The organism is Bacillus sp. FJAT-22090, from assembly GCF_007676755.1.
In the GTDB taxonomy this organism is placed as follows: Bacteria; Bacillota; Bacilli; order Bacillales_A; family Planococcaceae; genus Psychrobacillus.
The window spans coordinates 26,033-52,571 of record NZ_VEBK01000019.1 but is presented as its reverse complement, the minus strand read 5'-3'; the positions used below and the strand labels follow the sequence as shown (position 1 = coordinate 52,571).

General features: G+C 35.2%; 27 protein-coding genes. 18 read left to right on the top strand and 9 right to left on the bottom strand.

From position 1 onward, the window contains the following. Window positions 1-170: 170 nt before the first annotated feature. The 7 genes from FS486_RS17940 to dnaA all read right to left on the bottom strand — a co-directional run bounded on the left by FS486_RS17940 (window position 171) and on the right by dnaA (window position 10,052). Entirely contained in the window at window positions 171-1,277 is a 1,107-nt protein-coding gene (locus FS486_RS17940; protein WP_144513491.1) for an HD-GYP domain-containing protein, read from the bottom strand. A 112-nt stretch (window positions 1,278-1,389) separates the two neighbouring features. Next, window positions 1,390-3,900: a DNA gyrase subunit A gene (gyrA, locus tag FS486_RS17935; RefSeq protein ID WP_144513489.1), complete on the bottom strand. Its 2,511-nt coding sequence runs from the start codon at window positions 3,898-3,900 to the stop codon at window positions 1,390-1,392. A gap of 27 nt (window positions 3,901-3,927) precedes the next feature. Then, complete coding sequence (gene gyrB, locus FS486_RS17930) at window positions 3,928-5,850, bottom strand: DNA topoisomerase (ATP-hydrolyzing) subunit B (RefSeq protein ID WP_186321509.1); 1,923 nt, start codon at window positions 5,848-5,850, stop codon at window positions 3,928-3,930. An 83-nt stretch (window positions 5,851-5,933) separates the two neighbouring features. Beyond that, entirely contained in the window at window positions 5,934-7,046 is a 1,113-nt protein-coding gene (gene recF, locus FS486_RS17925; protein WP_144513485.1) for a DNA replication/repair protein RecF, read from the bottom strand. Between the two features lie 2 nt (window positions 7,047-7,048). Further along, on the bottom strand, window positions 7,049-7,276 hold the full coding sequence (gene yaaA, locus FS486_RS17920; protein WP_144513495.1) for a S4 domain-containing protein YaaA: 228 nt from the start codon (window positions 7,274-7,276) through the stop codon (window positions 7,049-7,051). A gap of 123 nt (window positions 7,277-7,399) precedes the next feature. Next, window positions 7,400-8,536 (bottom strand): DNA polymerase III subunit beta, encoded by a 1,137-nt coding sequence (gene dnaN / locus FS486_RS17915; RefSeq protein ID WP_144513483.1) that lies wholly within the window; start codon window positions 8,534-8,536, stop codon window positions 7,400-7,402. A gap of 172 nt (window positions 8,537-8,708) precedes the next feature. Beyond that, on the bottom strand, window positions 8,709-10,052 hold the full coding sequence (gene dnaA / locus FS486_RS17910; RefSeq protein WP_144513481.1) for a chromosomal replication initiator protein DnaA: 1,344 nt from the start codon (window positions 10,050-10,052) through the stop codon (window positions 8,709-8,711). A 556-nt stretch (window positions 10,053-10,608) separates the two neighbouring features. Between dnaA and rpmH the strand changes: the two genes are divergently transcribed. The 11 genes from rpmH (at window position 10,609) to FS486_RS17855 (ending at window position 20,593) form a co-directional block, all read left to right on the top strand. After that, a complete protein-coding gene (gene rpmH / locus FS486_RS17905) occupies window positions 10,609-10,743 on the top strand; it encodes a 50S ribosomal protein L34 (protein ID WP_142540824.1) in 135 nt (44 codons plus the stop codon). 68 nt (window positions 10,744-10,811) lie between these two features. Further along, complete coding sequence (rnpA, locus tag FS486_RS17900; RefSeq protein ID WP_144513479.1) at window positions 10,812-11,156, top strand: ribonuclease P protein component; 345 nt, start codon at window positions 10,812-10,814, stop codon at window positions 11,154-11,156. A 67-nt stretch (window positions 11,157-11,223) separates the two neighbouring features. After that, window positions 11,224-11,994, top strand: a complete 771-nt coding sequence (yidC, locus tag FS486_RS17895) for a membrane protein insertase YidC (protein WP_144513478.1) — start codon at window positions 11,224-11,226, stop codon at window positions 11,992-11,994. Further along, window positions 11,991-12,746: an RNA-binding cell elongation regulator Jag/EloR gene (gene jag, locus FS486_RS17890; RefSeq protein WP_144513476.1), complete on the top strand. Its 756-nt coding sequence runs from the start codon at window positions 11,991-11,993 to the stop codon at window positions 12,744-12,746. Before yidC ends, jag begins: the two co-directional genes overlap by 4 nt. A 257-nt stretch (window positions 12,747-13,003) precedes the next feature. After that, on the top strand, window positions 13,004-14,389 hold the full coding sequence (gene mnmE, locus FS486_RS17885; RefSeq protein ID WP_144513474.1) for a tRNA uridine-5-carboxymethylaminomethyl(34) synthesis GTPase MnmE: 1,386 nt from the start codon (window positions 13,004-13,006) through the stop codon (window positions 14,387-14,389). A 22-nt stretch (window positions 14,390-14,411) separates the two neighbouring features. Continuing rightward, a complete protein-coding gene (gene mnmG / locus FS486_RS17880) occupies window positions 14,412-16,301 on the top strand; it encodes a tRNA uridine-5-carboxymethylaminomethyl(34) synthesis enzyme MnmG (RefSeq protein WP_144513472.1) in 1,890 nt (629 codons plus the stop codon). Between the two features lie 23 nt (window positions 16,302-16,324). Further along, window positions 16,325-17,041, top strand: a complete 717-nt coding sequence (rsmG, locus tag FS486_RS17875; protein WP_144513470.1) for a 16S rRNA (guanine(527)-N(7))-methyltransferase RsmG — start codon at window positions 16,325-16,327, stop codon at window positions 17,039-17,041. Between the two features lie 179 nt (window positions 17,042-17,220). Next, window positions 17,221-18,093, top strand: coding sequence for a nucleoid occlusion protein (gene noc, locus FS486_RS17870; protein WP_144513468.1), 873 nt, complete (start codon window positions 17,221-17,223; stop codon window positions 18,091-18,093). Window positions 18,094-18,230: 137 nt separating this feature from the next. Next, window positions 18,231-18,992, top strand: coding sequence for a ParA family protein (locus FS486_RS17865; RefSeq protein WP_144513466.1), 762 nt, complete (start codon window positions 18,231-18,233; stop codon window positions 18,990-18,992). Further along, window positions 18,985-19,821, top strand: coding sequence for a ParB/RepB/Spo0J family partition protein (locus FS486_RS17860; protein WP_144513464.1), 837 nt, complete (start codon window positions 18,985-18,987; stop codon window positions 19,819-19,821). The genes FS486_RS17865 and FS486_RS17860 overlap by 8 nt, the downstream gene beginning before the upstream one ends. A gap of 64 nt (window positions 19,822-19,885) precedes the next feature. Next, entirely contained in the window at window positions 19,886-20,593 is a 708-nt protein-coding gene (locus FS486_RS17855) for a DUF554 domain-containing protein (protein ID WP_144513462.1), read from the top strand. Here the strand turns inward: FS486_RS17855 and yyaC are convergent. Further along, entirely contained in the window at window positions 20,549-21,148 is a 600-nt protein-coding gene (gene yyaC, locus FS486_RS17850) for a spore protease YyaC (protein ID WP_144513460.1), read from the bottom strand. The genes FS486_RS17855 and yyaC overlap by 45 nt on opposite strands. Before the next feature lie 78 nt (window positions 21,149-21,226). Here yyaC and FS486_RS17845 point away from each other — a divergent pair, with 78 nt between their 5' ends. The 3 genes from FS486_RS17845 (at window position 21,227) to ychF (ending at window position 23,479) form a co-directional block, all read left to right on the top strand. Beyond that, window positions 21,227-22,045 (top strand): mechanosensitive ion channel family protein, encoded by an 819-nt coding sequence (locus tag FS486_RS17845; protein ID WP_144513458.1) that lies wholly within the window; start codon window positions 21,227-21,229, stop codon window positions 22,043-22,045. A gap of 44 nt (window positions 22,046-22,089) precedes the next feature. After that, window positions 22,090-22,290, top strand: a complete 201-nt coding sequence (locus tag FS486_RS17840; protein WP_144513456.1) for a DUF951 domain-containing protein — start codon at window positions 22,090-22,092, stop codon at window positions 22,288-22,290. An 88-nt stretch (window positions 22,291-22,378) separates the two neighbouring features. Next, window positions 22,379-23,479, top strand: coding sequence for a redox-regulated ATPase YchF (gene ychF / locus FS486_RS17835; RefSeq protein WP_144513454.1), 1,101 nt, complete (start codon window positions 22,379-22,381; stop codon window positions 23,477-23,479). 132 nt (window positions 23,480-23,611) lie between these two features. On the opposite strand, the gene FS486_RS17830 is transcribed toward ychF, so the two are convergent. After that, window positions 23,612-24,160 carry a DUF3267 domain-containing protein gene (locus FS486_RS17830; RefSeq protein ID WP_186321507.1) on the bottom strand — a complete coding sequence of 183 codons (549 nt, stop codon included), beginning with the start codon at window positions 24,158-24,160 and terminating at the stop codon, window positions 23,612-23,614. A gap of 170 nt (window positions 24,161-24,330) precedes the next feature. Here FS486_RS17830 and rpsF point away from each other — a divergent pair, with 170 nt between their 5' ends. The 4 genes from rpsF (at window position 24,331) to FS486_RS17810 (ending at window position 26,536) form a co-directional block, all read left to right on the top strand. Next, window positions 24,331-24,621, top strand: a complete 291-nt coding sequence (rpsF, locus tag FS486_RS17825; protein WP_144513450.1) for a 30S ribosomal protein S6 — start codon at window positions 24,331-24,333, stop codon at window positions 24,619-24,621. Window positions 24,622-24,663: 42 nt separating this feature from the next. Further along, window positions 24,664-25,170, top strand: coding sequence for a single-stranded DNA-binding protein (ssb, locus tag FS486_RS17820; RefSeq protein WP_144513448.1), 507 nt, complete (start codon window positions 24,664-24,666; stop codon window positions 25,168-25,170). Between the two features lie 43 nt (window positions 25,171-25,213). Then, on the top strand, window positions 25,214-25,453 hold the full coding sequence (rpsR, locus tag FS486_RS17815; protein WP_186321508.1) for a 30S ribosomal protein S18: 240 nt from the start codon (window positions 25,214-25,216) through the stop codon (window positions 25,451-25,453). 141 nt (window positions 25,454-25,594) lie between these two features. Further along, window positions 25,595-26,536 (top strand): YybS family protein, encoded by a 942-nt coding sequence (locus tag FS486_RS17810; RefSeq protein WP_144513446.1) that lies wholly within the window; start codon window positions 25,595-25,597, stop codon window positions 26,534-26,536. The last annotated feature ends 3 nt before the right edge of the window (window positions 26,537-26,539 follow it).

Sequence of the window (26,539 nt, the reverse complement as noted above, 5' to 3'; positions counted from 1 at the left end):
CTAGCTATATGTCTTAACGTTTTGCATGTTCAGTTTTCAATGTTCATGTTGTCGACTTGTTTTGGCGACTTCTATATAATATCAAGGTTTGTTAGACATGTCAACACTTTATTTAAATAAAATATAAAACTCTCTTCTTTTTACTAGTATCAAGAAAAGAGTTTCACATTCTAATCTATAACACTTTCTATATGAACAGTCCTTCTTGCAGCTAAATCAATTATTTGTCCGGTTTCTGTTAGTCGAATCATTGGTCTCATTGGAGAATCCCTATGTAAAAATACAACCTCTCCTATTCTGTCATCCGATAAGCGGACACTTGTTGAAATAGGTAAGGAACCAACTAATGAAATTAAAGCATTTACTACTTCAAGACTATATTTTCCAAACTCTTCTTCTTTAATCATTTCTAATACTTTAAAAGAAGAGCTCTTTGCCCGGTAAACTCGTTCAGATGTCATTGCATGATAGACATCTGCTACCGCGATTATTTGCGAGAATGTAGTGATATTATCCATTTTCTCTCCCTTTGGATAACCACTTCCGTCTAAACGCTCATGATGTTGAAAAATAGCCATTTTCATTTCAGGTTTTAACAAAGGACTTTCTTTAACCATTTGTAAACTATAAATAGTATGCTTCTTTATTTCAGAGAAATCGGATTCTGTTAAATAAGATTTTTTTTCTCTTACCTTGACGTCTACTTTTGACATACCCACGTCTGCTAATAAACCTGCCGTAGCTATTTGATTGATCATCCCGGAGGAATACCCCATTTTCTTTGCTATAGCACCAGAAATTATCCCTACTGCTATTGAATGATGGGCAACATACTTATCTAAAGAGGAATAATCATTTAAATGAGAAAATACTTTTTTATCGGTCATTGCACTTTCTACTAAAGGCATAATAATATTACGTAGTTTTGCTATATCAACTTTCATTCCAGCTTCCCACGAAGTAAATTCTTTATAAAAACTAGTTACTGCATTGTTATATAGTTTTACAAAACTTGTTTGGATAACTTCTTTGTTTTCATTTTTAAAAGTACTTACACTATTATCATTCAATTTACTTAGTTCTTCTTCGGATCTATTAAATACATTCTCTATTACTACTGGGACTTTGTTAATATTAAACGCACGTAATACCAGAATATGTTCTCTTGTTATTTTTGTCTCTTTTCGAATAATTGGTGTTTTAGTATTTACTAAAATATCTTCTGCGAGTATACTTCCTAACTTTAACTCTTCTAGATTTTCTATCGTGTGATTCATTTGATTCCCTCCTTTTTACATACGTTTTCCTTAATTATACCAAGTTTACAGGATGACTGTATATGCAAAAAAACACTCTCGAACAAATATGTTCAAGAGTGTTTAAACTTAGTTATTCACTTGTTTCTTCTGTTGGAGATGACTCTGTTTCATTTGTAGAATCCATTTCATTATCTACTTCAATATCTTCATCTTCTTCTTTTTCCACTTTTGCTACAGTTGCGATTAACTCGTCGTCCGCAAGTCTCATCAACCGAACCCCTTGCGTACTTCTACCCGTTATAGAAATATCATTTACATCCATTCGAATAAGCATACCGTTAATCGTGATTAACATTAAGTCTTCTGTACCATCAACTGCTTTAACAGCAGATAATGGACCGTTTTTCTCGGTAATATGACATGTTTTTACCCCCATGCCACCACGGCTTTGCAGACGATACTCGGATTCTGGTGTTCGTTTTCCATATCCGTTTTCTGTAACTACTAAGATTTCTTGTTCTGGTTCGATAATTTCCATGCCTACCACATAGTCATCATCCTTCAAACGAATACCTCTGACCCCTCCAGCAGTTCTTCCCATTGAACGGATGTCAGTCTCCTCGAATCGTACTAACTTTCCTTGTCTTGTACCAATGATAATTTGTTTTTTTCCATCCGTTAAACGAACAGCGATCAGTTCATCTTCTTCTCGTAACGAAATGGCGATTAAACCGTTTGCACGTATATGGGCAAAACCGGAAGCCGGAGAGCGCTTTGTCACCCCATGCTTGGTCGTGAAAATGAAATAACTATCTTCTTCAAATGATGCCATTGGAATCATTGCAGTGACTTGTTCATCTTTTTCGACACCCAATAAGTTAATAAGCGGTAATCCTTTAGCCGTACGTCCATATTCAGGAATTTCAAATCCTCTAGCACGATACACTTTTCCTTTATTGGTAAAGAACAAAATCGTATCATGTGTAGAAGTAAACAGAAGATGTTCTACAAAATCGTCTTCATTTGTCCCCATTCCCTGTACTCCACGACCACCACGTTTTTGACTTTTATACGTATTTGCTGGTAAACGTTTGATATATCCTTTGTTTGTGAGTGTTAATACGGAATTTTCTACAGGAATTAAATCTTCATCCTCTAAAACTTCCGCTCCTCCTGCAACAATTTCGGTTCTACGTTTATCTGCGTATCGATCTTTAATTTCTGTAATTTCTTCACGAATTATTTCTAATACTCTATACTCATTCGCTAAAATGAACTTCAACTCTTCAATTAGTTTTACTAAAGCTGTATATTCTTCTTCAATCTTATCGCGTTCCAATCCAGTTAAACGTTGTAAACGCATATCTAGAATTGCTTGTGCTTGACGTTCAGATAAATTGAATTTTTCCATTAAACCATTTTTTGCTTCTTCTCCAGTTTGAGAAGCACGGATTAACGCAATGATCTCATCAATGTGATCTAAAGCAATTCGTAAGCCTTCTAAAATATGTGCACGATCTTGTGCTTTGTTTAATTCAAATTGTGTACGACGACGTATGACAACTTTTTGATGTTCTAAGTAATGATAAAGCATTTCTTTTATGTTCAATACTTTTGGCTGATTGTCTACTAATGCTAACATGTTTACACCAAAGCTTGATTGGAGGGCGGTTTGCTTATATAAGTTATTTAAAAGTACATGAGAGTTTGCATCTTTTCGTACTTCAATGACAATCCGCATTCCATTACGATCAGATTCATCTGCCAAATGAGTTATACCATCAATCTTTTTATCACGAACCAATTCAGCGATTTTTTCAATTAAACGTGCTTTATTCACTTGGTATGGTAGTTCTGAAACAATAATAACTTCTTTACCACTAGCCTTTTGTTCAATTTCAACCTTAGCACGAATTAATATGGATCCCCTACCAGTTTCGTATGCTCGTCGGATACCACTTCGTCCTAAAATTATCCCTCCTGTAGGGAAATCAGGACCTGGAATAATTCCCATTAGTTCTTCTATGGTAATTGCGGGGTTTTCGGATAATGCTAAAACACCATCAATTACTTCTCCTAAATTGTGGGACGGTATATTTGTTGCCATTCCAACGGCAATACCTGATGCACCGTTTACAAGTAGATTTGGATATCTACTTGGTAAAACAACTGGTTCTCTTTCTTGTCCATCATAATTATCTTTATAATCAATCGTATTTTTATTGATATCACGTAATAACTCTAACGCAATTTTAGACATACGTGATTCGGTATATCGCATTGCTGCTGCTCCATCACCGTCTACTGAACCAAAGTTTCCATGACCATCTACCAACATATATCGGTAGCTAAAGTCTTGCGCCATACGTACCATTGCTTCATAAATGGATGAGTCACCATGCGGATGGTATTTCCCCATTACATCTCCTACTATACGGGCAGACTTTTTATGGGGTTTATCCGGCGTATTTCCTAACTCTTGCATTCCGTATAAAATTCGACGATGAACAGGCTTTAGCCCGTCACGAACATCTGGCAGTGCTCGGGATACTATTACACTCATTGCATAGTCAAGAAATGACGTTTTCATTTCTTGACTAATATTGATCCCCTTGACACCTTTATTCGGTATTTCTGACATCCTAAAGACCTCCAGTCACACACATTCTTAAATATCTAAGTTTTTCACGTATACAGCATTCTCTTCGATAAACTGACGTCTTGGTTCTACTTCTTCACCCATTAACTGTTCAAATATTGCATCTGCTTCCATGGCGTTATCTAAATTGACTTGAAGTAATGTACGAACGTCTGGGTCCATCGTTGTTTCCCATAATTGAGCGGCATCCATTTCTCCTAGTCCTTTATAACGTTGAATATTTGGTTTGGATGTTTTTGGTAAGCGGTCTAAAATCTCTTTTAATTGTTCATCGTTATAACAATATTCAATATGCTTACCTTGCTTCACTTGGTATAAAGGTGGTTGCGCAGCATATACATAACCTGCCTCAATCAATGGTCTCATGAAACGGAAGAAAAATGTCAACAGTAACGTACGAATATGTGCACCATCAACGTCCGCATCAGTCATAATAATGATTTTATGATAACGAGCTTTTTCTAGAATAAATTCTTCTCCAATTCCCGTACCAAGTGCTGTAATCATTGCACGAATTTCAGCATTTCCTAAGATTCTATCTAATCGTGCCTTTTCCACGTTTAAAATCTTCCCACGTAAAGGAAGGATAGCTTGGAAGTGACGGTCTCTACCTGACTTTGCAGATCCACCGGCAGAGTCACCCTCTACAATGTATAATTCACTCTCCGCTGGTACGCGAGAAGAACAATCAGCCAGCTTTCCTGGAAGACTAGATACTTCAAGCGCTGATTTTCTACGTGTAAATTCACGAGCTTTTTTAGCAGCAACTCTTGCTCTTGCAGCCATCAGACCCTTTTCTATGATCTTTCGTGCAATTTGTGGATTTTCCAACAGAAATCGATCAAAGCCTTCTGAAAACAAACTATTTGTAATGGTACTTACTTCTGAGTTACCTAGTTTTGTTTTTGTTTGACCTTCAAATTGTGGATCCGGGTGTTTAACAGAAACAATAGCTGTCAAACCTTCGCGAACATCATCTCCTGTGAGATTGGTGTCAGCTTCTTTTAACAAACCATTTTTTCTCGCATAATCGTTTATGACACGAGTAAGTGCTGTTTTAAAACCGGACTCATGTGTTCCGCCTTCATACGTATTAATATTGTTTGCAAAGGATAATATATTAGATGCATAGCCGGAATTATATTGCATCGCAATTTCAACCGATATACCATCTTTTTCTCCTTCCACGAATATTGCTTCTTCCGTAATAGGTTCTTTTGATTTATTTAAATCTTCTACGTATGATTTAATACCGCCTTCGTAGAAATATTTAGTTGATTTCTCTTGTCCTTCTCGTTCGTCCGCAATGGTAATCGATAATCCACGATTTAAATAAGCTAGTTCACGAATACGATGGGCTAAAATATCAAATTCATATATAGTAGTTTCAGTAAAAATTTCTGCATCTGCTTTGAATCTTGTTGTCGTTCCAGTTACCTCAGCTTCTCCTATTACTTCTAAAGGAGCGCTGACAGCACCACGTTCAAACTTTATACAGTGAATCTTTCCATCACGTTTTACATATACTTCTGTGAATTCGGAAAGAGCGTTTACAACAGAGGCACCTACGCCATGAAGTCCACCGGATACTTTATAGCCTCCACCGCCAAACTTACCACCGGCATGGAGAACCGTCATAATTACTTCGACAGCGGGTTTCCCCATTTTTTCTTGGGTATCCACTGGGATACCACGGCCATTATCTTCTACTCTAATCCAATCGTCTTTTTCGATTGTAACGATAATATGATCGCAGTATCCAGCAAGCGCTTCGTCAATACTGTTATCGACGATTTCCCATACTAGATGGTGAAGTCCCTTTGAACTAGTTGTCCCTATATACATCCCTGGACGTTTTCGAACTGCTTCTAATCCTTCTAATACTTGTATCTGATCGGCATCATAAGATTTTTCCAACTCTTTTTCTTCCATTGCCAACTTGCTCACCTACTCTTTCATCACTTCAATAATGGGGAATTTTATCTTTGAAACTTTAATAAAATAAAAATACTTTATTAATCTACAACTGCTCCTTGTTCCACATGAAACATTTTTGCATGTTGAATAGTATCGTGTGCAATCCCTTCTACACTTGTTGTTGTAACGAATGTTTGAACATCACCTTGAATTGTATTCAACAAATGGGATTGTCTGTAATCGTCCAGTTCCGATAAAACGTCATCCAGCAATAAAACAGGAGCTTCACCTACCTCCTGTTTTATCAATTCGATTTCAGCCAACTTTAAAGACAAAGCTGTTGTTCGTTGTTGGCCTTGTGATCCATATATTTGAACATCATATTCATTTACAAAAAACTGAAGATCGTCCCGATGAGGTCCTGTTAACGTTACCCCCCGGTCAAGCTCTCTTTTTTGACTGTCGAACAATTTGTTAGTGAGATGTTCTTTCATGTCCTGTTCAGACCAGTCTGCTTTAATACCGGATGCCGAATAATAGGAGACGGTCAATTTTTCTAATCCTCTGGAAATACCAGAATGGATTGGCTCTGCCCATTTTTGTAATAAATCCATGAATTGAAATCTTTTTTGAATCACTTTCACTGCTGCATCTATATATTGTTCTGTATAAACTTCAAACATAACATCATTTAATAAAGATTTCCCTTGATTCTGTTTTAAAATATGGTTTCTTTGTTTTAATACCTTTTGGAAATGAAGTAAGTCATGTAAATAAACAGGGGAAATTTGACCGATTTCCATGTCTAGAAATCGTCTTCTAACTTGTGGACTTCCTTTTACTAAATATAAGTCTTCTGGTGCAAACATCACGACATTCAACTGGCCGATATAATTGCTCAGTTTCGTTTGTTCTAAATGATTAACTTTTGCTTTTTTACCTTTTTTAGACAATGTTAACTCTAAAGGTAGTGGACCATACTTTTTTTGGACGGTCCCTTTTATTTTACCATAGTCTGCATCCCAACGTATCAATTCTTTATCATTAGAAGTTCGATGTGATTTGGCCATTGATAAAACATAAAGTGATTCCATCAAATTTGTTTTTCCTTGTGCATTTTCACCGATAAATACATTGATCTTGGAGGAAAAGTCCAACTCAATTGAATCATAATTGCGGAAATCTTTTAATTCTAAACGTTCAATATACATACTTAATCCCCGTTCTCTGGTCCAACCATTTGAAATCTTCCTACTCCTGGAATATTCACTACGTCTTTATGACGAAGTTTACGTCCTCTACGTTGATCTACCTCGCCATTTACATACACAATATGTTCACTTAAAAACCATTTGGCCATTCCACCTGAATCTATCGCATCTGTCATTTTCAATAATTGACCAAGCGTAATAAATTCTGAGTCAAAACGAATCTCTTCCAACAATAATTCAACCTCTTCTCATTTTCATTATCCCTTCATTTTACTCCAAATAACGAAATAAGTAAAAAGGATAGTCACAGCTGCGACTATCCCTTATTATTCAAAAATTATTCAGTTCCAAAATTAGTATGTTCTTACTGGCAAAATAAGTTGCAAAATGGAATCATCATGCACTGATTTCAATACAAAAGGTCTCATAGCACCTGAAAATAAAATCTTTACGTCTTGACCATCAATTGCTTTCAAAGCATCCATCATATATTTTGCACTGAAAGAAAGTTTCAATTCTTCCCCGTCTATAGACTCTGCCTGAATTTGTTCTTCTACGTTCCCAATTTCGGGTGAATTTGAAGATACTTCTACGAAGCCTTGTCCAATAGTGGAAAAACGAACAACATTATTTCTTTCTTCTCTTGCCAATAAAGACGCACGATCAATTGCTTGTAGTAAAGATTTGCCATTAACTAGAATTGTTGTCTTATACTCACTCGGAATTAATCTTGACGTATCTGGATAATTTCCTTCTAACAATCTTGAATAGAATAATACATCGCCTGTTTTAAACAGGATTTGTTGTTGTGTCATAACAATTGCAACTTCAGAAGACGTTTCTTCTAAAATTTTATTTAATTCATTTAAGCTCTTACCTGGAATAACGACACTGTATTCTTCTTCCGGCAAATCCTTTAGTGCAGTTTTTCTTTTTGCTAAACGATGGCTGTCTGTTGCTACACAGTGAAGCTCACCATCTTTTACTTGCCAATTTACACCTGTAAGCACTGGTCGACTTTCAGAAGTAGATACAGCAAATACAGTTTCTTTAATAATCGATTTCAACAAATCTGAAGGAATGAAAAACTGACGATCTTCTTCAATTTGAGGTAGTAATGGATATTCGGAAGCATCTAATCCGATTAAACTAAATTCAGATTTACCAGATCGGATATTTGTTTGAAATTGATTGGTTACTTCGATTTCTACTTCATTTGTAGGAAGTTTTCTTACAATCTCATTAAATACTCTCGCCTGTAAAACAATAGATCCTGTTTCCGAAACTTGAATAATTTGTTCTCCATTATTTTCTGTAGGTATATATGTTTGGATAGTGATATCGGAATCACTCCCCGTAATATAAAGTCCTGTATTTGTAACTTCTAATTTGAGACCAGTTAATATTGGAACAGTTGTTTTTGAACTTACTGCTTTCATAACATCATTTAATCCCTCTAATAAACTATCTCTCATTACATTGAATTTCATTTTGGTACCTCACTTATATAATTATTATTTATTTAAAAGATTAATAGATATAGTAATAGGGCTTGTGGATATGTTGATAAGTATATTTTAACCTTTTTAACACTAACTATCCACATGTGCATAAGTTGTTTGCAAGTGAGTTAAGAAAAAATAGACTTATCCACAAAGGTTTTTATCTTCCTAAAATAGATTTAATTTGTTTCAAGTCATCTTGTAGATTTAAGTCGTCTTTTAGCATTTTAGAAATCTTCTCATGTGCATGAATAACGGTAGTATGATCACGACCCCCAAATTCTTCTCCGATTTTCGGTAAGGAAAAATCAGTTAGCTCACGTGAAAGATACATGGCAATTTGGCGTGGGAATGCAATAGACTTAGTACGCTTCTTAGCAGTAAAGTCTTCTAGTCTAATATGAAAATGTTCTCCCACTACTTTTTGAATATCTAAAATTGTTATTACTCTAGGACGGGCATTAGGCATTATATCTTTCAATGCTTCTGCAGCTAAATCGGAGTTTATATCCTTATTTACAAGAGAAGAATAGGCAACTACTCGTATTAATGCACCTTCTAACTCTCGAATATTAGAGTCAATCTGATTTGCTATATAGGCCATTACTTCATCAGAAATATCTAGTCCATCTGCCCTTGCCTTTTTACGCAGAATAGCAATTCTTGTTTCTAAATCAGGCGGGGCAATATCTGTTATTAAGCCCCATTCAAAGCGAGAACGTAGACGATCTTCCAATGTTGGAATTTCTTTTGGTGGCCGATCACTTGAAATAATAATTTGCTTGGACTCTTCATGAAGGGCATTGAAAGTATGAAAAAATTCTTCTTGGGTTGATTCTTTTCCTGCAAGGAATTGAATATCATCTATTAAGAGAACATCTATGTTCCGATATTTGTTGCGAAATTCAATTGTTTTGTTGTCTCGAATCGAGTTAATAAATTCATTTGTGAACTTTTCAGAAGATAAATAAACCACTTTAGCATTTGGATTGTGTTCTTGAACATAATGACCAATCGCATGCATTAAGTGGGTTTTTCCTAGTCCAACTCCTCCATAGATAAAAAGAGGATTATATGCTTTTGCAGGTGCTTCTGCTACCGCTAGTGAGGCAGCGTGAGCAAAACGGTTTCCTGAACCAATAACAAATGTATCAAACGTATATTTGGAATTTAAAATTCCAGGTAAAAAATCTGGTTGATCCCCATTATTCATAGGAATTTTTGGTTTTGGTATATCAAAATCTTCTGCATCTTGGTTCTTTGGTACAACAAAAGAAATAAGAAGTTCGTTACCAGTTAGTTCTGTCAAAATTCCAGCAATTAAATGGACATAGTGGTTTTCTAGCCAGTCTCTCGCGAAGGAATTAGGCGCAGCTATTGTAACAGTCTCTCCTTTATATGAAAGTAGCTTCGTCGATTTTAACCAAGTTTCAAAACTAGGTTTCGATGTTTTCTTTTCTACTTCAGAGAGAACTTTTGCCCAAAGTTCTTCTAAACGTTCCAATAATCTAATCTCCTTTTTTAGAGTAATTAAAGTAAAAGGTTTTACTTGTCTTCATTTTCCTTCAAACATATTCATAAAATATTATGTTGCCTTTTAAAAAAAATAATATGTATAAAAACATATACACAAATCCACCTGTTGTGGATAAATATTCTTAACGTACGTGGAAAAACTTATCCACAGATTACTAACAACTGTGGATAATGATTTTAGTGAAATTTATTTGAAAAAGTAAAACACAAATATCGTAACAAAAATTCGTTGGAATTACAAGAGATTTAAGAGTTATCCACAATAATTAAATTATTAACAACTCAAGTTGTCCACAAGGATGAGTATGTTTAGAACATGTTCATAAGTCATGTGGATAATTTTTGTTGCTATTTTTTTATACACAGACTTAAAAAGAGAGTGAAGAATAATTGTGGATAAAAGTGATTCATTGATGAGAAGGGAGGATTTGAAAAATAATTGACAAAAGCAGTGTAATTTATATATAATATCGGAGACTGTCTAAGGAATACTTTAAGATGATCACTCAGGAGGTGTCATATAGATGAAACGTACATTCCAACCAAATAGCCGTAAGCGTAGCAAAAACCACGGTTTCCGCGCACGTATGAGTACTAAAAACGGTCGCCGCGTATTAGCAGCACGCCGTGCAAAAGGAAGAAAAGTATTATCAGCATAAGTCCACTGACCATCTCAGTGGTCTTTTTTTTCTTTAAAAACGATTAGTTGGATGAAGCAGGTGAATTGATGAATAAGAAGCAAAGAATAAAAAGAAATGTAGAATTTCAAGAGATTTTTAAAAAGGGAAAGTCATTTGCTAATAGACAATTCGTTGTATATTGCTTAGGAAAAGAAGAAGATTATTATCGTGTTGGATTATCTGTCAGTAAAAAAGTAGGTAATGCAGTTGTTCGTAATCGTATAAAACGGTATATTAGACAAACTTTTTTAGAAATACATGATCAAGTATATCCGAAAATGGACTATATTATTATCGCCAGAAATCCGGCGGCCAAGTTAGATTTTCATGAAACAAAGAAAAGTCTGGAACATGTTTTGAAAGTAGCTAAAGTAATTAAAAAGAAAAGCTAGTGAAGACTTTCATTAGAAATGGTAAGATAAAATGAATATAGAGAAGATATAATAGGGGGAAAGAAGGTTGAAAAAAAGATTATCGTTGGTGCTGTTACTAATAGTTGCAACAGCCTTACTTGCTGGTTGTTCTGAGTTTAAAGAACCCATCTATTCTAGCTCTGAAGGGTTTTGGAATGAGTATATAGTTTGGCCGTTAGTTTCAGCCATAACTTTCTTTAAAGGTTTATTAGGCACGTATGGTTTGGGGATCATTACGGTAACAATTATTATTCGCTTAGCAATCTTACCTTTAATGATCAAGCAAACAAAAAGTTCTAAAAACATGCAAGAAGTACAACCGGAATTACAAAAGTTAAAAGAAAAGTACAGTTCAAAAGATGCAGTAACTCAACAAAAGTATCAGCAAGAAATGATGGCTCTATTTAAAGAAAGAGGAATCAATCCTGCGGCGGGATGTCTACCAGTATTCATTCAAATGCCTATATTAATCGGTTTCTACCATGCAATTAGTCGAATGAATAACACACCAGAAATTAATTTAGGTGAATTTTTAGGCTTCGCTTTAGCACAACCAAGTATTATCTTAGCGGTTCTTGCAGGAATAATGCAGTTTATAGTATTACGTACTGGTCCGGCGATGGATAACCCTCAAATGAAAATAATGATGTATATTATGCCGTTTATGATCATTGGATTTGGTACTGTATTGCCAGCTGCTTTAACATTATATTGGGTTATCGGAAATATTATCTCTATTCTTCAAAACTTATTCATTTATAAACCTTGGAATAAGTCAAAAAAAGAACCTGTTAAATCCGGAGGGATAAAAAAATGAATCAGATTACGCAGACTGCACCTACAAAAGAAGAAGCTATAACTATTGCACTTGAAAAGCTAAAAGTATCTAAGCAAGATGTGACAATTACCGTAGTGGAAGAAGGTAAAAAAGGTTTTCTAGGATTTGGTGTAAAACCTGCAGTTGTACAAGTAACTGTTTTAAAGAAAGAAAAGGTAGAAGAAGTTCCTAAAAAAGAAGAAGTTGAAGTAGAAAACATAAAACAAGTAGACGACATAGAAATAAAGTCTCCAGTACTAGTTATGGAAGAGGAACTTCCTCAAATTGAACAAACAAATGAGTTGGCAGTAAAAGAAACAATTCAATATATTAACGAAATAGCAAAAGAGATGAAAATAGACGATTTAGTAATAAGTGAAAAAAGAGAAGGAAAGTTTATTAACCTTCATTTGAATAGTGAAAAAGCAGCTTTATTAATAGGAAAGCGCGGACAAACTTTAAATGCGCTTGAAAATTTATCACAGCTAGTTGCAAATAAGTTTTCTAATTCATTTATTATTATTAAATTGGATGTCGGTGATTATCGTGAGCGTAGAAAAGAATCATTAGAACAGCTTGCAGAAAGAATGGCAGATAAGGCAGTTCGTACAGGTCATAAAGTAGAATTTGAGCCAATGTCTTCTTTTGAAAGAAAGATAATCCATAACGCATTATCAGCACGTATAGATATTGAAACATTTTCGGTTGGTACAGATCCAAATCGTTATTTAGTTATCGAACCGATAAAGTAAACCTTACTTGATATGAGTATAACAGCCCTAAGATGGGATAAAAGAAAAGAAAAACGGATTTCAGCTATCAAAAGCTAGAATCCGTTTTTCTTTCGGTCAAGATTCCCATTCGTAGTTGGTACTTTTTGTTCATACGAATAAAAGTATCAACACTTCTGATTTGGAGCATTTTGTGTTATTGTTATATGTTAGATAGTCGTGTTCGTTTTACTTATTCACATGGGGATAAGTGCTAATCTGTAAGGAGGTAGACACTTGTGGAATTTGATACAATAGCAGCTATTTCTACACCACTTGGGGAAGGGGCTATAGCCATAGTTAGAATTAGTGGTTCTAATGCAATAGCTATAGCAAATAAAATCTTTCGTTCACCTAACGAAAAAGATTTAAGGAACCAAGCATCTCATACGATTCATTATGGACACTTGGTTGATCCAAAAACTAATGAGGTAGTAGAAGAGGTAATGCTGTCCTTAATGAAGGGGCCAAAAACATTTACTAGAGAAGATGTAATAGAGATAAATTGTCATGGAGGACTTGTATCAGTCAATCGTGTCTTACAGCTTATTTTAATAAATGGAGCACGACTAGCAGAACCAGGAGAATTTACGAAACGTGCATTTTTAAATGGAAGAATCGACTTATCTCAAGCGGAAGCTGTTATGGATTTAATAAGAGCTAAAACCGATAAAGCAATGAACGTTGCTTTGGGGCAAATGGACGGGCGATTATCTAGACTTATTAAAACATTGAGACAAGCTCTTCTTGAGACATTGGCACAAGTAGAGGTAAATATTGATTATCCTGAATATGATGATGTGGAAGAAATGACACTTCCACTTATGATAGATAAATGTACTTGGGTAAGCGAAGAAATTGATAAGTTATTACTTACTTCCTCACAAGGGAAGATACTTCGTGAAGGCCTTTCAACCGCTATTATTGGAAGACCAAATGTAGGAAAGTCATCTTTGCTAAATAGCTTAATCCAAGAAAACAAAGCAATTGTGACAGATATAGCAGGAACAACAAGAGATATTATAGAAGAGTATGTTAATGTACGCGGAGTTCCGTTAAAATTAGTAGATACTGCTGGAATTCGTGAAACGGAAGATATTGTTGAACGAATTGGAGTAGAAAAATCAAGAGAAGTTTTAAATAATGCCGATCTAATCTTACTTGTATTAAATAATGCCGAAAAATTGACAGAGGAAGACCGACGTCTGTTTGAAGCAATTGAAGGTATGGATTGCATTGTTATTATTAATAAAACAGATTTACCATCTAAAATAGGTATAGAGGAAGTAAAACAATTAGCAGGCGATAAACGGGTGGTCACGACTTCTTTACTTCAAGAAGAAGGAGTCAATGAATTAGAAGAAGCGATTGCCTCTTTATTTTTTGAAGGCTCGATAGAAGCGTCTGATTTAACATATGTTTCTAATGCCCGTCATATATCATTGCTACATTTAGCAAAAGCAACAGTGACAGATGCTATAGAAGCGGCACATAGTGAAGTGCCAGTGGATATGATTCAAATAGATGTAACAAGAACGTGGGAAATATTAGGTGAAATTATTGGGGACACTGTAGAGGAAAGCCTAATAGACCAGTTATTTGCACAATTTTGTTTAGGAAAATAAAAAACGAGAGGAAGAAACGAACATGCCAAACTTTGAAGCGGGCAAGTTCGATGTGATTGTTGTTGGAGCGGGACATGCAGGTGTTGAAGCAGCACTAGCAGCTGCCAAAATGGGTGTAAAAACGCTTGTTTTAACAATAAATCTTGATATGATTGCATTTATGCCATGTAATCCATCCATCGGAGGGCCAGCGAAAGGAATTGTGGTGCGTGAAATTGACGCACTAGGCGGAGCCATGGGAAAAGTAATTGATAAAACACATATACAAATGAGAATGTTGAACACTGGGAAAGGTCCCGCTGTTCGAGCATTAAGAGCACAAGCAGATAAAGTGCTCTATCAACATGAAATGAAACGCTTGCTAGAAGAGCAAGAAAACTTAACAATCCACCAAGCTGTAGTAGAAGAATTACTTGTGGAAGATGAGAAAGTTATTGGACTAGTAACTCAAGTGGGAGCTATTTACCGCGCAGAAACTATTGTAATAACAACAGGTACTTTTTTACGTGGAGAAATAATAATTGGAGATCTAAAGTATTCGAGCGGACCAAATAATCAGCAGCCTTCTATTAAATTAGCGGATAGTATTAGAAACTTAGGATTTGACCTAGTTCGTTTTAAAACAGGTACTCCACCCCGTGTTAATAGTAAAACAGTTGACTATAGTAAAACAGAAATTCAGCCTGGAGACGATGTACCTAGAGCATTTAGTTTTGAAACAACTGAATTCATTATGGATCAATTGCCATGCTGGTTAACATATACGAGTGAAACAACGCATCAAATTATTAATGATAACTTACATTTATCACCTATGTATTCTGGTATGATAAAAGGTACGGGACCAAGATATTGTCCATCTATAGAGGATAAAGTGGTTCGGTTCAATGATAAACCACGTCATCAGATCTTCTTAGAACCAGAAGGTAGAAATACATCAGAAGTTTATGTACAAGGCCTTTCTACTAGTCTTCCTGAGCATGTTCAACGCCAACTTATTGCTTCAGTTCCAGGATTAGAGAAAGCAGAAATGATGCGCGCTGGCTATGCTATTGAATATGATGCAATGGTTCCCACACAATTGTGGCCGACACTAGAAACGAAAAAGATTAAAAATTTATATACAGCCGGGCAGATCAATGGTACTTCCGGCTACGAAGAAGCAGCAGGACAAGGATTGATGGCAGGTATTAATGCAGCACTTCGCGTTCTTAAAAGAGAAGAAAAAGTGTTAAGTAGATCAGATGCCTACATTGGGGTATTAATCGATGACTTAGTAACAAAAGGAACAAATGAACCATATCGTTTATTGACTTCTCGTGCTGAATATCGATTATTATTACGTCATGACAATGCAGATTTAAGACTACTTGAAATGGGTTATAAAATTGGTTTAGTTTCACAAGAAAGATACGATCTATTTTTAGGTAAAAAGAAAAGAATAGAGGATGAGTTAGTTCGCCTTCGTTCGCTTATTATTAAACCACATGAAACTACACAAGCCTTGATACGAAGTGTAGGAGGCAGTGAGTTGAAAGATGGTATACATGCAGCGGACCTTCTTAAACGAACAGAAATGCACTACGATTTAGTTGCCCAACTTGTTCCTTCAGAAGTAGAATTATCATTAGAAGAAAAAGAGCAGGTAGAAATTCAAGTTAAATATGAAGGGTATATTGAAAAATCTCTTCAGCAAGTAGAAAAACTTAAAAAAATGGAAGACAAAAAGATTCCTGATCAAATCGATTATGATGCAATTTCCGGTATTGCAACGGAAGCTAAACAAAAGTTAAAACAAGTGCGTCCGTTATCCATTGCGCAAGCATCTCGTATATCAGGAGTGAATCCAGCTGATATTTCTATTTTACTTATTTATATTGAACAAGGAAAAATAGCGAAGATTACTGGATAGTCTAAAATGATAAGGAGAACTACATGAACGAAGAACAATTTAAACTAGCCCTTCATGAAAAAGGAATCACGTTGAATGATGTTCAACTAGCCCAATTTAAAAAGTATTATGAACTACTAGTTGAGTGGAATGAAAAAATGAATTTAACTGCCATTACGGATGAACCTTCTGTGTATTTAAAACATTTTTTTGATTCGATTAGTGCTTCCTTTTATGAAGATTTTAACGGTTCTTTCTCCATTTGCGACGTAGGGGCCGGAGCGGGATTTCCAAGCATCCCGCTTAAGATTTGTTTTCCAGATTTAAAGGTTACTATCGTTGATTCTTTAAATAAAAGAATTCAATTTTTAACGAATTTAAGTAAAGAATTAAACCTAACCAACGTCCATTTTGTTCATGCCCGTGCAGAGGAGTTCGGACAAAATAGTGAATATAGAGAAAAATATGACATCGTAACTGCAAGAGCTGTTGCAAGACTTTCCGTCTTATCTGAACTATGTGTACCACTTGTAAAAGTAGGTGGCAGATTTATAGCGATGAAAGCAGCAAGTGCTTCTGATGAGTTAAAAGATGCAAAGAAGGCGCTTAACGTATTAGGCTCTGAAAAAAGTGCGGAGTATTCATTTCTTTTACCAATCGAAGAAAGTGAAAGAACGTTGTATGTCTTTTCTAAAACAAAAAGCACACCGAAAAGATACCCTCGAAAACCAGGTATTCCAAACAAAACGCCTATTATTTAACCTTACTCAGCATTCATCTCTCGCTTCTAATTGTGTAGTATGTATCCAGACACAAGAAGCGAGAGCAAGTATGCCAAGGTAAATTTGATTGAGGAACGTTCCACGTGAAACATTTATAGTAGTGTTATTATTTCGTGAATATTAAGTGTATAGAGTTTCTAAAAGGTGGTGCTTGTTAGATGAAAAGTCCTTTTTCTCGTTTTTTCGGAAGTTCTGAAAAACAAGGACAAGATGTAGTTGTGGAACCCACACAACATCATTTAGAAGAAGTAATGAATGTGGCAATCGAAAAAATTGTCCCAAATAGATATCAGCCGAGAACTGTTTTTGATGAATCTAAAATAGAGGAACTTGCTCGGACAATCCATACCCATGGAGTCATTCAACCTATCGTTATCCGAAAGATGGATGATGAAAAGTACGAAATTATTGCAGGTGAACGACGTTTTCGTGCAATGACTAAATTGCAGTGGAAAGAAGTTCCTGCAATTATTCGTAATTTAAGCGATAAAGAAACTGCATCTATTGCATTAATTGAAAACTTACAACGAGAAGAATTAACGGCAATTGAAGAGGCTGTAGCATATCAAAAACTATTGAAATTACATGAACTTACCCAAGAAGCATTAGCTCAACGTCTTGGAAAAGGACAATCTACTGTTGCAAATAAACTAAGATTGTTAAAGCTCCCAGAAGAAGTTCAAGAAGCAATTATGAAAAAAGAATTGTCCGAACGACATGCTAGAGCATTAATGCAGATCAAAGAAAAAGAAGTTCAACTGCAGCTTATGAACATGACAATTGAAAACCATTGGAATGTAAAGCAGTTAGAAGAAAAAGTGGAAGAAATTCTAAATCCTCCGACTAAGGAAGATAAGAAAACAGTAAAGCTGAGACGGAAAGCTGTAAGTAAAGATGTAAGAATTGCACTCAATACAATAAAACAATCTTTAACGATGGTAACTAAAAGTGGTATTAATATTAAAACAGAAGAAGAAGATATGGAAGAATTTTATCAAATAACTGTAAGAATACCTAAAAAGAAATCATAATATATACTATTAAATTTGTACTCTCGCAAACTTTTGTGAGAGTTTTTCTTTTTGTTACAAGAATAACATCCAATTCTCTTTCAAAATTTGATAGAATGGAGTAGAGTCAAAAAATTTCGACGAAAGTAGGTGCAAGAGTGGGAAGAATTATTGCCATTGCCAATCAAAAAGGTGGTGTAGGGAAGACGACTACATCTGTTAACTTAAGTGCCTGCCTTGCATACTTAGGTAAGAAAGTTTTACTTGTAGACATTGATCCACAAGGAAACGCTTCTAGTGGCGTAGGTGTAAATAAAGGCGATGTAAGTCAATGTATTTATGATGTTTTAATAGATGACGTGAGTGTTTCAGATACAATTCTTGAAACTAAAGTAGAAAATCTACATATTGTTCCTGCAACTATTTCGTTAGCTGGAGCAGAAATAGAGTTGGTTTCTACTATATCACGAGAAGTTAGATTGAAAAAAGCACTACAGGAAGTAGAAAGTCGGTACGATTACATAATCATTGATTGTCCACCATCACTTGGTTTATTGACGATAAATTCGTTGACTGCTTCAGATGCTATTATCATCCCTGTGCAGTGTGAATTTTATGCATTAGAAGGTTTGAGTCAATTATTAAGTACTATTCGACTTGTGCAAAAACATTTAAATAAAAATCTCGAAATTGATGGTGTTTTATTAACAATGTTTGATGCTAGAACTAATTTAGGAATTCAAGTAATTGAAGAAGTAAAAAAATACTTTCAAGACAAGGTTTACAAAACAATTATCCCAAGAAATGTCCGATTGAGCGAAGCACCGAGTCACGGGGAACCAATTATTATTTATGATCCAAAGTCTAGAGGGGCAGAAGTATACTTAGAACTCGCGAAGGAAGTGATTCGTAATGGCTAAAGGCTTAGGAAAAGGTATTAACGCACTTTTTCCTGGGGAAGATTTGGTTCCATCAGAGAAAGTGGAACATATTAGTTTAACGGATATTAAACCAAATCCTTTTCAACCTAGGAAAGTTTTCGAGGAAGAGGCTATGAATGAGCTCTCAGAGTCTATTAAAGAGCATGGTGTACTGCAGCCTATTATTCTGCGCAAAAAAGGTTCCAAATATGAAATAGTTGTCGGTGAAAGAAGATATAGAGCTTCTCAACTTGCTAGTTTAGATATAATACCTGCTGTAATTCGAGAGTTAACAGACCAGCAAATGATGGAACTTGCCATTTTAGAAAATTTACAACGAGAAGATTTAACTCCTATTGAAGAAGCGGAAGCCTATCAAAATTTAATGGAACATTTAAACTTAACTCAAGAACAGCTTGCATTTAGATTAGGTAAAAGTAGACCTCATATTGCCAATCATCTTCGGCTACTAACACTTCCTGAAATAGTTAGGAAAGCTATATCTGATGGAATTTTATCAATGGGGCACGGAAAAGCATTACTTGGATTGAAAAAGAAAAAGTTAATTCCAACCATTATGCAAAAGTCTCTAAAAGAAAACTTAAATGTACGTCAATTAGAAGCATTAGTACAAAGATTAAATGACAATGTTCCACGTGAAACAAAAAAAGAAGAGAAAGATATTTTTACAAAAGAGAAAGAATCAGAACTAAGAGATAGATTTGGTACGTCAGTTTCCATTTCAAAAGGAAAAGATAAAGGGAAAATAGAAATTGAATTCTATTCTGAAGATGACTTAGAGAGAATTTTAGAAATATTGGAAAATTAGAACAACCTATTTCTAGGTATACCTAGGAATAGGTTGTATTTTTAGAATGGAATGAGGCTTGCAGATGGTTCTATTAGGAACTCTTGTGAATGCATTTTTAATAGTAATTGGGGCAGTCATTGGAAGATTACTTAAAGGAATTCCTGAAAATATGAAACAGACGGTAATGAGTGCAATCGGTATTGCAGTTGTCGTTTTAGGTATTCAAATGGGTTTAAAAAGCAATAACTTTGTATTAATAATTACTTGCCTAGTATTTGGTGGTGTGATTGGTGAATGGATAGATTTAGACAAGTGGTTGAATAGATTAGGACAATTTATAGAAAAAAAGTTTGGATCAAAGGCTACTCAAGGAGGAAGCATTGCACAAGGTTTTGTTACGAGTACACTTATATTTGTAATTGGTGCAATGGGAGTACTAGGAGCACTGAATAGTGGTCTTCAAAACGATCATGAGTTACTTATTAGTAAAGGAATAATAGACGGTTTCACCTCTGTTATTCTTTCAGCTACTTTAGGGATAGGAGTATTATTATCGGCAATTCCAGTAGCTATTTACCAAGGTTCAATTGCTTTATTTGCAACACAAATTACGAAGTTAATACCAGAAGCTGCTCTTGATTTATTTCTTCAAGAAATGACAGCTACTGGTGGGATTATGATTATGGCGATTGGTTTAAATCTATTAGGTCTAACGAAAATTAGAGTTGCTAATCTTTTACCAAGTTTAGTGATTGTAGGTATTGCTGTTGCTTTTATTTATAACTTTTAAATTATAACGATGCCAAGCTAGAAGCAGTGACCGTGATATCACTCTACCCATTTCAAATGTTAAGTTGAGACGGGTACTTTGTAAAACGTTATACTCCATAAAGCCTCCAATATTGACAATTGCTTTTATTGAAATTTCTCCAATAGGAGGTAATTCTTTTTTTACTGCTTTTCCTGGATAAAGTGGTCCGGGATGTACAATAATTTGGCCGATATTGTTGGCATTACCTAAACAAGCATCGACGGCTATAATAAAGGGTGGATTAGACGGATCCTTTAGTTTTTCTGTTGTTTCTTCTAAGTTAAGAGCGTGGAGTGGGTTATCTAAAGTTCCGACTATTTGAAATGGAAAAGAAACGAGTTGAGTTAAAAAAGAACCGGTCATTGGACCAAGGGCATCACCTGTAGAACGATCAGTTCCGATACAACAAAAGATAAGATTTGGATGATCAAAAGGAATTTGTTCTAAAAAGAAGTTGCTTAATCGCCAAATTACTCCTGTTTCTTTATAATAGATAGTAGATGGATGTTGTAAAGCTGTTGCTTGAGAATTCATACATAAACTCGCTTTCTTTTTAGCTTAGTATATGCATCTAAGAAATTATTTATACAAGTAGAGGTGGAAAGAAGTATTATGGAAAAAACACTTCAACATTTGAAGGATTATTTATTTCAAGAAAAAACATGGGAACAATTCGGGCTTACTTTTTTAAAATTAATAGCTATTTTATTAATAACCGCTATTGCAATTAGAGTTGGAAAACGTATTATACAAAAGATATTCGTAGTCAGACAGAAGAGCCCTTTAGGATATTCTGAGCGTAGACAAAATACATTAATGAAGTTACTGCAAAATGTGTTAACGTATGTTGTTTATTTCAGTGCAATTATAGCTATTCTAACTACGTTTGGTATCAGAGTGGCGGGGCTACTTGCAGGTGCCGGAATCGTTGGGCTTGCGGTTGGTTTTGGAGCTCAAAGTTTAGTGAAAGATGTCATTACTGGATTTTTTATTGTATTTGAAGATCAATTTGCAGTAGGGGACCAAGTACAAATAGGGACAGCTAATGGTATTGTACAAGAGATAGGATTACGAACAACAAAGATAAAAAGCTATACTGGGGAACTACATATCATCCCAAATGGTAGTATTTCAGTTGTTATAAACTATTCTATTTATAACTCCCTGGCTTTAATCGATATTAGTGTTGCACCTGAAAATGATATTCCGTCACTAGAAAAAAATATAGAAGAGTTTCTTAAAGTATTACCTACAAAGTATGAGGAACTTGTAAAAACACCAAGTTATCTTGGTATCCAAAGCTTTGATGCATCTGAAATAGTTGTACGAATTACTGCTGAAACTATTCCCACAAAACAAAGCGGTGTTGCTAGAAAAATTAGAAGAGACTTAATAGAGTTCCTCGAACACAAAGGTATTAAAATTTCATAACCAAAAGTAAATATTTACTAAAGAAAAATAAGTAGGTGGATGAAATGGAAGGTAAACAGTTTCAACTGAATGATATAGTAGAAATGAAAAAGCAACATCCTTGTGGAACAAATGCATGGAAGATTATTCGAATGGGTGCGGATATACGCATCAAATGTGAAGGATGCCAACATAGTGTATTAATACCGAGAAAAGAATTTGAAAAAAAGATGAAAAAGCTATTAAAGCAAGCTGAAACGGAGTAAGGATAGACTTTTAGAACCAAAATCAATATAATGAACAGGTTATAAATAAAACTAGGCAAGGTTAATATAAAGAAGGGTTGTGACATATATGGCACTAACTGCAGGTATAGTAGGATTACCGAACGTAGGGAAATCCACATTGTTTAATGCAATAACGAAGGCAGGGGCACTTGCTGCTAACTATCCGTTTGCTACAATTGATCCAAACGTTGGAATAGTAGAAGTTCCAGATGCACGTTTAGATAAATTAACAGAATTAGTAGTACCTAAGAAAACAGTTCCAACAGCATTTGAGTTTACAGATATAGCAGGAATCGTAGAAGGCGCTAGTAAAGGAGAAGGCCTTGGGAACAAGTTCTTAGCCCATATTAGAGAAGTAGATGCGATATGCCAGGTTGTTCGATGCTTTAATGATGAAAATATTACACATGTCTCTGGTAAAGTAGATCCAATTTCGGATATTGAAGTAATTAACTTAGAGCTGATTTTGGCAGATTTGGAAAGTGTAGATAAACGATTGGCTCGTGTTGCTAAAATGGCAAAACAAAAAGACAAAGATGCTATGGTAGAAGAACCAATTCTTACTCGCTTAAAAGAAGCATTCGAAGCTGGGAAATCCGGTCGTTCAGTAGACTTTTCAGAAGAAGAGCTTAGGGTGGTAAAAGGTCTTCATTTGTTGACTGTGAAGCCAATGCTATATGTAGCTAATGTATCAGAAGATGATATTATGGAAGATGAAGAGAATGAATACGTTCAGCGAGTACGTGCATTTGCTGCTGAAGAAGGAGCACAGGTGATTGTTGTTTGTGCGAAAATCGAAGAAGAAATGGCTGCTTTAGAAGATGACGAAAAGAAAATGTTCTTAGATGAGCTAGGAATTGAAGAGTCTGGATTAGACCAACTAATTAAAGCTTCGTATTCTTTACTAGGTTTAGCTACTTACTTTACTGCAGGGGTACAAGAGGTACGTGCATGGACATTCCGTAAAGGGATGAAAGCTCCACAATGTGCAGGAGTCATCCACTCTGACTTTGAAAAAGGATTTATACGTGCGGAAACAGTTGCTTATGATGACTTGGTAGAAAACGGATCCATGGCAGCAGCAAAAGAAGCAGGGAAAGTTCGTTTAGAAGGTAAAGAATATATCGTACAAGATGGCGACGTTATGTTGTTCCGTTTTAACGTTTAATAAAAAATTAAGGATTAGCGAAATATCGCTAATCCTTTTTTAAAAGATAGGAATAAAGATATGCAGTTCAGACAGACAAATGCCAAAGCACTTCGAAAACAATAGATACAGATTCTAAGTTTAAAAAAGACCTTAGGATTTTCTTAGCACATACAGCTTTGGTTTTATAGGGTCATCTTTAATTAATACGTCCGCTGGGTATTTTCTCAGTTCTTTATACATCGCAAAGTCTCCAGCTGCACCAGCGATTAACCAAGCACCTAAAAGAACTAACATAGGTGATTGTATACTATATCCTAGTATCATCGGAACAATACCAGTGGTCCAAAAAGGTAGCAGTAACACTTTTTTCATCGCTTGATTAGGCAAAGGAATGGAAGTAGTTGCATATGCAATCCCCAGTTTAAGATTAACTCCATAATCCATGCTACTCCAAGGTGCTTTTCCAAAGACCCAAAATCCTATCAAATGAAAACACTCATGTAAGACAATAAGTAATACGTATCCAACACATATAAGTAAGAAGCCAAGAAATGAAAAGGTTATTTGTACACTTCCGTGCAAGAATACATACATAATAATTCCGGCAATCGAAAACACTGCAGTCATAATTAAGCTGACCCAAGCGACTTTTTTTAAATCAATTTCAATAATAGACAAAATATCCTCTCTATTTTCCATAAACAATACCTCTCAATCAAATTAAATATACATGAAATGTGAAACAATGGTAACTGATTGTTGTTTTAATAATTTATTTATGTTACAATTCATTGATGTGAGTAATAACATTACTTGCTCCTTGTCGATTGTAAATCAATCGGCCAAAGACCATAGGGAGGTGTAAATAGATGAGAAAGTACGAATTAATGTACATTATTCAACCAGCAATCGAAGAAGATGCGAAGAAAGCTTTAGTTGAGCGTTTCAACGAAATCTTAACTTCAAATGGTGCAGAAATCATCGAAGCAAAAGAGTGGGGTAAACGCCGCTTAGCTTACGAGATCAATGACTTACGTGAAGGTTACTACCAAATCGTTAAAGTAACTGCTGATTCAAAAGCAATCGATGAATATATTCGTTTAGCTAACATCAATGAAGACATTATCCGTCACATTGCTGTTCGTATCGACGATAAATAATAAATCGACTAACAAAAGCTGAATGAGGGAGGTTTTACACTGATGATTAACCGAGTCGTTTTAGTTGGAAGACTAACAAAAGATCCGGAACTTCGCTATACACCGAGTGGTGTTGCAATGGCAAGATTTACACTAGCTGTCAATCGAACATTCTCCAATCAACAAGGTGAAAGAGAAGCTGATTTTATCAACTGTGTTGTTTGGAGAAAGCAAGCAGAAAACACAGCTAACTTCTTGAAAAAAGGCAGTTTAGCAGGTGTTGAAGGGCGAATTCAAACAGGCAGTTATGAAGGACAAGATGGAAAACGTGTTTATACGACTGATGTTGTCGCAGACAGTGTTCAGTTCCTAGAACCACGTAGTAGTTCTGGAGACCGAGGCCAATCGGGACAACCATTTGGCGGCGGGCAACAGCAACAACAAAATTCATATCCAACATATCAGCAAAACCAACCAATGAATCAGCAGAATTATACACGTGTAGATGAAGATCCATTTGCAAATAGTAGTGGGCCAATCGAAGTATCGGATGACGATCTACCATTCTAAAAGGACTTCACGCACTTAACTTTAATCGAAAAGGAGGCAACCTATTATGGCACCACGTCGCGGAGGCAAAAGACGCCGTAAAGTTTGTTACTTCACAGCTAACAATATCACAAACATCGATTATAAAGATGTAGATTTGTTGAAAAAATTCGTGTCAGAACGTGGGAAAATTCTTCCACGTCGTGTGACAGGAACTAGCGCGAAGTATCAACGCAAGTTAACACGAGCTATTAAAGTATCTCGTATCATGGCTTTACTTCCATTCTCTTCTGAAGAGAGATAAGTATATATGAAAGGACCGGGAAACCGGTCTTTTTTTTGTATAAAAATATATATTACCAATCAAACGATAGTGTAAGGAATTTTAGTTGTTGTAATAAATCTGTTACAATGGATAGATGATTATGAAAAAGGAAGGTCCCTTATGCAAAAAAATCAGACAAGCTATTTAACATACGGATCTATGATGATTGCACTATTCGCTATACTATTGGCGCTGACCGTGTATGTGCCTGTGGTAAGTGTTTTTGTTACTTTTATAGTTCCATTACCAATTGCTTGGTACAGTGCAAAGTTTGAACGGAAACATGCGCTATTAGTTACACTTATTGCAGTAATTTTAGCAGTCTTGATAGGAGGAATTGTTGGATTAGTATTTGGGTTATTCTTAGCACCCTTAGGTTTTGTAATTGGAAACTCCATTAGAACCAGTCAATCTAAGTTTTATATACTGATGGCTTCAAGTATATATTTATTAATCATATCTACAATACTCTACATAACTTTTATTTTAGTATTAAATATTAATATTTTGACGCAATTATTCGAGTTCCTTGAAATATTCTATAAAGAAGTAGGGAAAATCATGGATTTGGCTGGTCAATTACCGGCTAATTACGATGAAAAAACAAGTGAAATATTATTGATGTTTAAAATGGTTGTACCTTTTGTATATATTGCTCTTGTTTTTATACATGCTTTTATTTACGTAACTTTGAGTTTATTTTTATTGAAAAAGTTAAAATTAGACGTTCCCAAATTTTCAAAGTTCATGGATTTTAGACTACCAAAAGCCGTGTTATGGTATTATTTAATCGTATCCATTTGCACATTGTTTGGATCCTTTGAGATCGGAACTTTTGGTTATTTACTATTCGTGAATGCAGCGCTTATCTTAAGAGTCCTTTTGTTTTTACAAGGTATCTCGCTCATTCACTACTATTTTTATGTACAGGGATGGCCAAAGTGGTCTGCAGTTTTAGCAACCGTATTGGCAATACCACTCTATACATTCACCATTATATTGGGTGTATTAGATTTAGGGTTTAATCTGCGAGCGTTTTTAAAAGACAGGTACAAAAAATAAGGA